This window comes from Polaromonas sp. CF318 (genome assembly GCF_000282655.1).
In the GTDB taxonomy this organism is placed as follows: Bacteria; Pseudomonadota; Gammaproteobacteria; order Burkholderiales; family Burkholderiaceae_C; genus Polaromonas.
The window spans coordinates 1-9,371 of the sequence record NZ_AKIV01000112.1 but is presented as its reverse complement, the minus strand read 5'-3'; the positions used below and the strand labels follow the sequence as shown (position 1 = coordinate 9,371).

Genomic DNA, 9,371 nt, shown 5'->3' with positions numbered 1-9,371 from the left:
CGCTGCCCCCCGAGGGGGCGCTGCGCCTGCGGCCCGGCAAAGCCGGTTCCGCGGCCCCTGCTTGCTTGAATCTATACCGGCCGGCCTTACGCGGACTGGGAGCCATCGCGCAAGCCTGAAACGGCATTGGGCCGAAATTCAGTAGCCCCTGCAAGGGGTAAGCCGGCGGGCAACCCGTATAATCTCCGTTTACCACCTCTACGAACTTGCGGTTCGTACCTGACATGACCAAATTTGTCTTCGTCACCGGCGGTGTGGTGTCTTCCCTGGGCAAGGGAATCGCCTCAGCCTCCTTAGCTGCGATCCTGGAATCGCGAGGCCTCAAAGTCACTTTAATCAAGCTCGATCCCTACCTCAATGTGGATCCGGGCACGATGTCGCCTTTCCAGCACGGCGAGGTTTTTGTGACCGACGACGGCGCCGAAACCGACCTGGACCTGGGCCACTACGAACGTTTCATCGAAACGCGCATGCGCAAGGCCAACAACTTCACCACCGGCCAGATCTACAAAAGCGTGCTCGAAAAGGAACGCCGCGGCGACTACCTCGGCAAGACCGTGCAGGTCATCCCGCACGTCACCAATGAAATCCAGGAGTTCGTCAAACGCGGCGCCGGCTATGAAACACCCGATGCCGTCGACGTCGCCATCGTCGAAATCGGCGGCACCGTCGGCGACATCGAGTCCCTGCCCTTCCTGGAAGCCGTGCGCCAGATGAGCCTGCGCCTGGGCGCCAACAACACCGCTTTTGTGCACCTGAGCTACCTGCCCTGGATCGCCGCCGCCGGCGAGCTCAAGACCAAGCCGACCCAGCACACCGCCAAGCAGCTGCGCGAAATCGGCATCCAGGCCGACGTGCTGCTGTGCCGCGCGGACCGCCCCATCCCCAGCGAAGAGCGCGAAAAGATCTCGCTGTTCTCCAACGTTCCCGAATGGGGCGTGATCTCCATGTGGGACGTGGACACGATTTACAAGGTGCCGCGCATGCTGCACGAGCAGGGCCTGGACGGCCTGATCTGCGACAAGTTGCGCCTCAACACACCGCCGGCCAACCTCCGGCGCTGGGACGACCTGGTCTACGAAACCGAGCACCCGCAGACCGAGGTGCACATCGCCATGGTCGGCAAATACGTCGACCTCTCCGACAGCTACAAATCGCTCAATGAAGCCCTGCGCCACGCCGGCATGAAAAACCATGCCAAGGTGGTCATTGAGTACGTCGACTCCGAAACCATCACGCCGGACAACGTTTCGCGCCTGGCGCGCTTTGACGGCGTCCTGGTGCCTGGCGGCTTCGGCGTGCGCGGTGTCGAAGGCAAGATTTGCGCGGCCCGCTTCGCACGCGAGAACAAGATGCCCTACCTCGGCATCTGCCTGGGCATGCAGGTTGCCACCATCGAGTTCGCGCGCCATGTCGCGGGCTTGAAGGACGCCAACAGCACCGAGTTCGACCCCGCGACGCCGCACCCCGTCATTGCGCTGATCACCGAATGGAAAGACGCCGACGGTACCATCAAGACGCGCGACGCCAAGTCCGACCTGGGCGGCACCATGCGCCTGGGTGCGCAGAGTTCCGACGTCACGCCCGGCACACTGGCGCACAAGATCTACGGCGATGTGGTGACCGAACGCCACCGCCACCGCTACGAAGCCAACGTCAACTACCTGGACGCCCTGCGCGCCTCGGGCCTGGTCATTTCCGCGCTGACGCAGCGCGAGCAGCTCACCGAAATCGTCGAGCTGCCGCAGGATGTCCATCCCTGGTTTGTCGGCGTGCAATTCCACCCCGAATTCAAATCCACACCCTGGGCCGGCCACCCGCTGTTCAACGCCTACATTGCGGCCGTGCTCCAGTTGCGCGCCAGTGCGGGCCAGGGCGGCAAACCCGCAGCCAAGCCCCTGAAGGCGGTGGCCTGACCATGAAGCTTTGCGGATTCGACATCGGCCTTGACCAACCGTTTTTCCTGATCGCCGGCCCCTGCGTGGTGGAGTCCGAGCAGTTGCAGATGGACACCGCCGGCACGCTCAAGGAGATCACCGCGTCGCTGGGAATTCCCTTTATTTTCAAGTCAAGCTACGACAAGGCCAACCGCTCCAGCGGCACCAGCTTTCGCGGCCCCGGCATGGCCAAGGGCCTGGAAATCCTGGCCAAGGTCAAGCGCGAACTGGGCCTGCCCATCCTGACCGATGTGCATTCGGAAGCCGACATCGCTACCGTCGCCTCGGTGGTCGACGTGCTGCAGACCCCGGCCTTTCTGTGCCGCCAGACCGACTTCATCCACGCCGTGGCGCAATCGGGCAAGCCGGTCAATATCAAGAAGGGGCAGTTCCTGGCTCCCGGCGACATGAAAAACGTCATCGACAAGGCCCGCGCCGCCGCGCGCGAAAAAGGCCTGAACGAAGACAGCTTCATGGCCTGCGAACGCGGCGCGAGCTTCGGCTACAACAACCTGGTGTCCGACATGCGCAGCCTGGCGATCATGCGCGAGACAAAAGCCCCCGTGGTGTTCGACGCCACCCATTCGGTGCAGTTGCCAGGCGGCAACGGCACCAGCAGCGGCGGCCAGCGCGAGATGGTGCCCGTGCTGGCGCGCGCCGCGGTGGCGGTCGGCGTGGCCGGCCTCTTCATGGAAACCCACCCCGACCCGGCCAAGGCCATGAGCGACGGCCCGAATGCCGTGCCGCTCAAGCACATGAAAGCGCTGCTCGAAACGCTGCTGGCGCTGGACCGCGTCACCAAGAAAAACGGCTACCTCGAAAACAATTTTTCCGCCTGACCATGGACGCGGCGCCTGGGCACACCCGCGGCTCCCCGGCAAAACACAATCCCGCGCCGGCAAGGCATGCGGATACCTTTGAACCTCTGGAACCCGATATGCCCAGTGCCTACATCATCGCCAACGTGACGGTTACGAACCCCGAACAATACGAACAGTACAAAAAACTGTCTAGCATTGCCATGCAGGCGCACGGCGCCGAGGTTTGCGTGCGCGGCGGCAAGATTGAAGTGCTGGAAGGCGACTGGACGCCCAGCCGCATCGTGGTGCTGAAGTTCCCCAGCGTGGAGCAGGCCCGCGCCTTCAACGAATCCGCCGAATACGAAGCGGCGCGCCAGTCGCGCCAGGGCATTGCCGTCATGCGCATGGTGCTGGTCGAAGGCGTCTAATCGGTTTTGTTTTTTTATCTTTGTTTTTCTGATTTTTGAAAGAGCCTAAATGAGCGCAATTGTTGATATCGTCGGCCGCGAAATTCTCGACAGCCGTGGCAACCCTACCGTTGAGTGCGACGTGCTGCTGGAGTCCGGCGTCATGGGCCGCGCGGCTGTTCCCTCCGGTGCCTCCACCGGTTCGCGCGAAGCGATTGAGCTGCGCGACGGCGACAAGTCGCGCTACCTCGGCAAAGGCGTGCTCAAGGCGGTCGAGCACATCAACACCGAAATCTCCGAGGCCGTGCTGGGCCTGGACGCGAGCGAACAGGCTTTCCTGGACCGCACGCTGATCGACCTGGACGGCACCGACAACAAATCGCGCCTGGGCGCCAACGCCACGCTGGCCGTCAGCATGGCCGTGGCCCGTGCCGCCGCCGAAGAAGCCGGCCTGCCCCTGTACCGCTATTTCGGCGGCAGCGGCGCCATGCAGATGCCCGTGCCCATGATGAACGTGGTCAACGGCGGCGCGCACGCCAACAACAACCTGGACCTGCAGGAACTGATGATCATCCCCGTGGGCGCACCGAGCTTTCGTGAAGCCGTGCGTTACGGTGCCGAAGTCTTCCACGCGCTCAAGAAAATCCTGCACGACAAGGGCATGAGCGTGGCCGTCGGCGACGAGGGCGGCTTCGCCCCCAACGTGCCCAGCCACGAAGCGGCCATCCAGATGATCCTGGAAGCCATTTCCGCGGCCGGCTATGTGGCCGGCGAGCAGATCGCCCTGGGCCTGGACTGCGCGGCGTCCGAGTTCTACAAGGACGGCAAGTACGTGCTGTCGGGCGAAGGCCTGAGCCTCTCCGCCGAAGAGTGGACCAACATCCTGGCAACCTGGGTCGACAAATACCCCATCATCAGCATCGAGGACGGCATGGCCGAGGGCGACTGGGACGGCTGGAAGATCCTCACCGAAAAGCTCGGCAAAAAAGTGCAGCTGGTCGGCGATGACCTGTTCGTCACCAACACGAAGATCCTCAAGGAAGGCATCGACAAGCACATTGCCAATTCCATCCTGATCAAGATCAACCAGATCGGCACCCTGACCGAGACTTTCGCCGCCATCGAAATGGCCAAACGCGCCGGCTACACCGCCGTGATCTCGCACCGCTCCGGCGAAACCGAGGACTCGACCATCGCCGACATCGCCGTGGGCACCAACGCCGGCCAGATCAAGACCGGCTCGCTCTCGCGCTCGGACCGCATGGCCAAGTACAACCAGCTGCTGCGCATCGAGGAAGATCTGGGTGACGTCGCCTCCTACCCAGGGCGCGCTGCCTTTTACAACCTCCGCTGAACGCCTAACCGCACGTGGGAAAACGACTCGTCCCTGCCGTCCTGATTGCGCTGCTGCTCATCTTCCATGCGCAACTCTGGATAGGCCGGGGCAGCGTTCCCAGCGTGCGCGAGATGCAGCATCGGCTGACCGAGCAGCAAGCCAGGAACGTCCAGGCCCAGGCCGCCAACGACCAGCTCACGGCGGAAGTCAGGGATCTCAAGGAAGGCCTGGAAATGGTCGAGGAAAAAGCCCGCAGCGAACTGGGCATGGTCAAGCCCAATGAAATCTTCGTGCAGATCACCAAGTAGGCTTGGGGCAGGCCCGCCGGCGCGCTTGACGGATTGACCGTGCTGAAAATCGCCGTTACCGGCGCCCCTTCGACCGGAAAACACCAGCTGGCCTGCGCCTTGGAACGCGCCCTCAAGGACGCGGGCCGGGATGCGCAAGTGGCCGTGACGAACCCATCCGCGCCTTCAGGCGGTGCAGCCGGCCATACCGGTCATACCGGCTATGGCCTGACGCTGCTGTGCGGGCTGGAGTCGGCCGAAGCAGCCCGGCAGGCCGCCGACCAGTCCATCCGCTCTGCCCTGGCTGCCGCAGGCATCGCCTACTGTGTGTTGCATGGGAGCGCCCCGCAGCGCCTGGCCCAGGCGCTGGGTGCCGTCCATCATTTGCAGCCGGGGCCGCCGCGGCTGCGAGAACAGCAGCCGCAAGCCCGGAGCAAAGCCTGGGTGTGGGTCTGCGACAAATGCAGCGACCCAGCCTGCGAACACCGCCTGCTGAGCGACCTGCTGGCGCAGCGGGCCGCCGCCTCCGCTTGATTATTGAACCGTGGAGGTCGGCGGCTGCTGATTGGTCTGGCTGGTAAAGAGCTGCGCCGCGTCCACCGGGTCGAATTCATACTGCGCGCCGCAGAACTCGCAGTCGACCGCCACCTTGCCGCGCTCGGAAATAATGCTCTCGATTTCGTCGGCACCCAGGCTGCGCAGCATGCCGCCCACGCGCTCGCGCGAGCAGCTGCAGGCAAAGCTGGGCGTCACGGGCTCAAAGCGCGTGACCTGCTCTTCCCAGAACAGGCGGCGCAAAATGGTGTCGGCATCCAGGCCCAGCAGCTCTTCGCGCTTGAGCGTGCCGGCCAGCATCGCAATACGCTTGTAGTCCTCATTGACGCCTATCTGGTCTTCGTTGGCATCGCGGTCTATCTGGCCTTCGAGGTTGCCCTGGCCCTTGACCGGCAGGCGCTGGATCAGCAGGCCCGCGGCGACGTTGCCGTCAGCCGCCAGGATCAGCTTGGTGTCCAGCTGCTCGCTTTGCAGCATGTAGTGCTCCAGCACCTCGGCGAGGTTTTCGATCTTCTCGCGCTGGTCGCCGTACAGCGGCACCACCCCCTGGTAGGCCTGCTGGCCCGGCAGCTTGCCTTTCGGGTCCAGGGTGATCGCGCAGCGCCCCTGGTTGTTCACGTTGACCAGTTGGCTCAGCGAGCTGCCCGGGTCCACCGTACCGGTCACCGTGGCAGTGGCGCGCAGGCTCAGGTCGGGCTGCACCTCGGCCACGGCCAGCTTGACCGGTCCGTCGCCAAAAATCTGCAGGATCAGCGAGCCGTTGAACTTGATGTTGCTCTGCATCAGGGCGCCGGCCGCCGTCATTTCCCCCAGCAGGTTGGTGACCTCGGCCGGATAGCCGCCGGCCGCCTCCCTGCGTTTGAGGATCTCCTGCCAGGAGCCGGTCAGGCGCACCAGCATGCCGCGCACGGGCAGGCCATCAAAGATAAATTTATGTAATTCAGACATGACTGGAAGGGTTAAAGGTAGCGGGCCAATAAAAAAGGCGGCCTCAGCCCACCTTCTTGAGCCCGGTCTTGTAACGCCGGGCATTGTCTACATAGTGCTTGGCGCTCATTTTTAAACCCTCTATCTGCTCCGGGGACAGCTGCCTGACAGCCTTGGCCGGACTGCCGAGGATCATGGAGCCGTCGGGGAACTCCTTGCCTTCGGTGACCAGGGAGCCGGCGCCGACCAGGCAGTTCTTGCCGATTTTCGCGCCGTTGAGCACCACCGCCTGGATGCCTATCAGCGAGCCGTCGCCTATGGTACAGCCGTGCAGCATGACCTGGTGGCCGACCGTGACGTTCTCGCCTATCGTGAGCGGCAGGCCCATGTCGGCGTGCAGCACGCTGTTGTCCTGGATGTTGGAGCCCCGGCCCACGGAAATGGTCTCGGTGTCGCCCCGTATCACCACCCCAAACCAGACGCTGCTGTCCTCGGCCAGTTTCACATTGCCCATCACCTGGGCGTTGTCGGCCACCCAGGCGGATTCATGAACGGCGGGGGCCAGATTGTCCAGTTGGTAGAGGGCCATGGATTTGTACTTTGTGAGGGGACGGGGTCAAAAAAGCAGGGCCGGCACCAAGCCGGCCCCGATACCCCCGATTGTAAGGAGCCGCTGCCGTATCGCCGACAATCCCCCCATGACCAGCGCCCCGCCCCCCGCAGAACTGCGCCAGCTGGCGCTGCGGGCGCTGCTGGAAACCGATCCCGCGCAAAAGGTGCTGATGGCACAGCAGGCCATGGCCCAGGCGGGGACGCTGGCGATCGCGGCTGAACTGGCGCTCCAGGCCCCGGCCGGCCTGCCCGGCTGCCCTGAACGTCCCGAGCTGCGCTCCCACCTGGACGTGCCCAAGCGCTCGCCCTTTACGCGCGAAGGCCTGGCCGCCCTGCTCCACGCCGTGACCCATATCGAATTCAACGCGATCAACCTGGCCCTGGACGCGGTCTGGCGCTTTTCCGGCATGCCGCGCGCCTACTACCTGGACTGGCTCAAGGTCGCCGCCGAAGAGGCCCAGCACTTCAGCCTGCTGCGCACCCAATTGCAGGCCATGGGCTACGACTACGGCGACTTCCCGGCCCACACCGGCCTCTGGGACATGACACGCAAGACCGAAGGCGACCTGCTGGCGCGCATGGCCCTGGTGCCGCGCACCCTGGAAGCCCGGGGCCTGGACGCCACCCCGCCCATGCAGGCCAAGCTGCGCAAGGTAGGCACACCGGACGCGCTGCGGGCCGTGGACATCCTGGACATCATCCTGCGCGATGAAATCGGCCATGTCGCCATCGGCAACCACTGGTACCGCCATCTGTGCGCCCAGCGCGGGCTGGAGCCGGTGGCGACCTATGCCCTGTTGGCCCGCCAATACGAGGCGCCCCGCCTCAAGGGGCCGCTGAACCTGGACGCCCGCCGCCGGGCGGGGTTTGACGAGGCGGAACTGGCTTTGCTGGGTTAAGAATAAAGCCTCCAAACGCGGCGAATTCCTACACAAGGATGGCGGCAAGGATTTTCGAACGGCGCTAGACTGCGAAACTCTCTTGCAAAGGAGTTTGCGCATGATCCGGCACCTGGTTCCAGATATTCCATCGCAAATGCCGCGTTTGCCTGCGGACGTGGCCCTTCAGTTGCCCCAGGGCCAGCGCCTGGGCTCGGCCAACGCGCCCGTCAAGCTCGCGTTTTCCCATTGGTCCAGCATTGCCCGCCTCAAGGCCGGCCAGATAGGTGCCCTCGCCGAAGACTATGTCGAAGGCAAGCTCCAGCTCGAGGGCGCCATGCGCGACGTGATGCGCGCGGTCACCAAGCTGCTGCCCGGCAACCCGGTGCAAAGCGACACCGGCTGGTGGTCCAGCCTGCTGCACCACGCCAAGTCCCTGGCGGCCCACACCCATGCCCGCGATGCGGCGCAAATCCAGTTCCATTACGACGTTTCCGACGCTTTTTACGCGCTCTGGCTGGACCCGCGGCGCGTCTATTCCTGCGCCTATTACCGCGATGCCTCCATGAGCCTGGCCCAGGCGCAGGAAGCCAAACTCGACCACATCTGCCGCAAGCTCATGCTCAAGCCCGGCGAGCGCTTCCTCGACATAGGCGCCGGCTGGGGGGGCCTGCTGATGTGGGCGGCCGAGCACTACGGCGTCGACGCCACCGGCATCACCCTGTCGAAAAACCAGCATGCGCACGTGCAGCGGCTGATCGAAGAAAAAGGCCTGGGCGGGCGTGTGCGTATGGAACTGCGCGACTACCGCGACCTGACCGAAGACCGGCCTTTCGACAAGATCTCCTCGGTTGGGATGTTCGAGCACGTGGGCCAGGCCAAGATGACCGGCTACTTCCAGAAGATCATGCGCCTGCTGGCCCCCGGCGGGCTGGTCATGAACCACGGCATCACGGCCGGCGGCCTGGAAAACCGCCAGCTCGGCGCCGGCATGGGCGACTTCATCGAAAAATACATCTTCCCGGGCGGCGAGCTGATGCACGTCAGCGCCGTGCTGGAGCACATGTCGCGCGCCGGCCTGGAAATGGTGGACACCGAAAACCTGCGCCCGCATTACGCGCGCACGCTGTGGAACTGGTCCGATGGGCTGGAAGCCAGGCTGGACGAAGCCCGCCAGATACTGGCTCAGGACGGCGGCCCCGAGCGCGCCGAAAAAACCCTGAGGGCCTACCGCCTCTACCTGGCCGGCAGCGCCATGAGCTTCGAGCAGGGCTGGATCTCGCTGCACCAGATGCTGGCCGCCAAGCCTTCGGGCGATGTGCACAACACCACTGTTGCCGGCGCGCAGTCCAGCTACCCCTTCAACCGAAACTATATGTACACCCCCGTCCAGGCTCACTCCGTGTAGCCTGTTCCCCCCTCAAGGGGGCGGCGCCTGGGGCTGGCGGAGCCGGACCCGCGGCCCCTGCTGGTGAATGCCTCCCCGCTGGTTACATCCCTAAATCTTCAACCCAGCATGAGCCGCGGAACTGGCTTTGCCAGGCCACAGGCGGGCCGCCCCCGAGGGGCTGGAGCCCGCGGCTCCAAGCCTGCCTGCGCAGGCTTGGACGGGGCGACAGAGGCGAAGCGTCT

The 9,371-nt window shown here is 64.4% G+C and carries 10 protein-coding genes; 8 read left to right on the top strand and 2 right to left on the bottom strand.

Annotated features, from left to right (window positions below):
- Window positions 1-224 precede the first annotated feature (224 nt).
- The 6 genes from PMI15_RS19345 to PMI15_RS24125 all read left to right on the top strand — a co-directional run bounded on the left by PMI15_RS19345 (window position 225) and on the right by PMI15_RS24125 (window position 5,301).
- Window positions 225-1,916 carry a CTP synthase gene (locus PMI15_RS19345; protein ID WP_007873239.1) on the top strand — a complete coding sequence of 564 codons (1,692 nt, stop codon included), beginning with the start codon at window positions 225-227 and terminating at the stop codon, window positions 1,914-1,916.
- Between the two features lie 2 nt (window positions 1,917-1,918).
- On the top strand, window positions 1,919-2,776 hold the full coding sequence (gene kdsA, locus PMI15_RS19340; protein WP_007873236.1) for a 3-deoxy-8-phosphooctulonate synthase: 858 nt from the start codon (window positions 1,919-1,921) through the stop codon (window positions 2,774-2,776).
- A 98-nt stretch (window positions 2,777-2,874) separates the two neighbouring features.
- Entirely contained in the window at window positions 2,875-3,165 is a 291-nt protein-coding gene (locus PMI15_RS19335) for a DUF1330 domain-containing protein (RefSeq protein WP_036840093.1), read from the top strand.
- Window positions 3,166-3,214: 49 nt separating this feature from the next.
- Window positions 3,215-4,498, top strand: a complete 1,284-nt coding sequence (gene eno, locus PMI15_RS19330; protein ID WP_007873230.1) for a phosphopyruvate hydratase — start codon at window positions 3,215-3,217, stop codon at window positions 4,496-4,498.
- 14 nt (window positions 4,499-4,512) lie between these two features.
- On the top strand, window positions 4,513-4,788 hold the full coding sequence (locus PMI15_RS19325) for a septum formation initiator family protein (protein WP_007873228.1): 276 nt from the start codon (window positions 4,513-4,515) through the stop codon (window positions 4,786-4,788).
- A 39-nt stretch (window positions 4,789-4,827) separates the two neighbouring features.
- The gene (locus tag PMI15_RS24125) at window positions 4,828-5,301 is read left to right on the top strand and encodes a hypothetical protein (protein ID WP_007873226.1); all 474 of its coding nucleotides are present in this window, start codon (window positions 4,828-4,830) and stop codon (window positions 5,299-5,301) included.
- Here the strand turns inward: PMI15_RS24125 and PMI15_RS19315 are convergent, their stop codons facing one another.
- Together PMI15_RS19315 and PMI15_RS19310 are read right to left on the bottom strand one after the other, a co-directional pair.
- Complete coding sequence (locus tag PMI15_RS19315) at window positions 5,302-6,270, bottom strand: Hsp33 family molecular chaperone HslO (protein WP_007873224.1); 969 nt, start codon at window positions 6,268-6,270, stop codon at window positions 5,302-5,304.
- A gap of 43 nt (window positions 6,271-6,313) precedes the next feature.
- Window positions 6,314-6,838 (bottom strand): gamma carbonic anhydrase family protein, encoded by a 525-nt coding sequence (locus PMI15_RS19310; protein WP_007873223.1) that lies wholly within the window; start codon window positions 6,836-6,838, stop codon window positions 6,314-6,316.
- 109 nt (window positions 6,839-6,947) lie between these two features.
- Between PMI15_RS19310 and PMI15_RS19305 the strand changes: the two genes are divergently transcribed.
- Both PMI15_RS19305 and PMI15_RS19300 read left to right on the top strand, forming a co-directional pair.
- Entirely contained in the window at window positions 6,948-7,760 is an 813-nt protein-coding gene (locus PMI15_RS19305; protein ID WP_007873220.1) for a ferritin-like domain-containing protein, read from the top strand.
- A gap of 100 nt (window positions 7,761-7,860) precedes the next feature.
- Window positions 7,861-9,147 carry a class I SAM-dependent methyltransferase gene (locus tag PMI15_RS19300; RefSeq protein WP_007873217.1) on the top strand — a complete coding sequence of 429 codons (1,287 nt, stop codon included), beginning with the start codon at window positions 7,861-7,863 and terminating at the stop codon, window positions 9,145-9,147.
- Window positions 9,148-9,371 lie beyond the last annotated feature (224 nt).

Bases quoted from the DNA above. Each gene is read 5' to 3' on its own strand.
- eno (WP_007873230.1), top strand. From the start codon at position 3,215: ATGAGCGCAATTGTTGATATCGTCGGCCGCGAAATTCTCGACAGCCGT.
- PMI15_RS19315 (WP_007873224.1), bottom strand. From the start codon at position 6,270: ATGTCTGAATTACATAAATTTATCTTTGATGGCCTGCCCGTGCGCGGC.
- PMI15_RS19305 (WP_007873220.1), top strand. From the start codon at position 6,948: ATGACCAGCGCCCCGCCCCCCGCAGAACTGCGCCAGCTGGCGCTGCGG.
- PMI15_RS19345 (WP_007873239.1), top strand. From the start codon at position 225: ATGACCAAATTTGTCTTCGTCACCGGCGGTGTGGTGTCTTCCCTGGGC.
- PMI15_RS19335 (WP_036840093.1), top strand. From the start codon at position 2,875: ATGCCCAGTGCCTACATCATCGCCAACGTGACGGTTACGAACCCCGAA.
- PMI15_RS19300 (WP_007873217.1), top strand. From the start codon at position 7,861: ATGATCCGGCACCTGGTTCCAGATATTCCATCGCAAATGCCGCGTTTG.
- kdsA (WP_007873236.1), top strand. From the start codon at position 1,919: ATGAAGCTTTGCGGATTCGACATCGGCCTTGACCAACCGTTTTTCCTG.
- PMI15_RS19310 (WP_007873223.1), bottom strand. From the start codon at position 6,838: ATGGCCCTCTACCAACTGGACAATCTGGCCCCCGCCGTTCATGAATCC.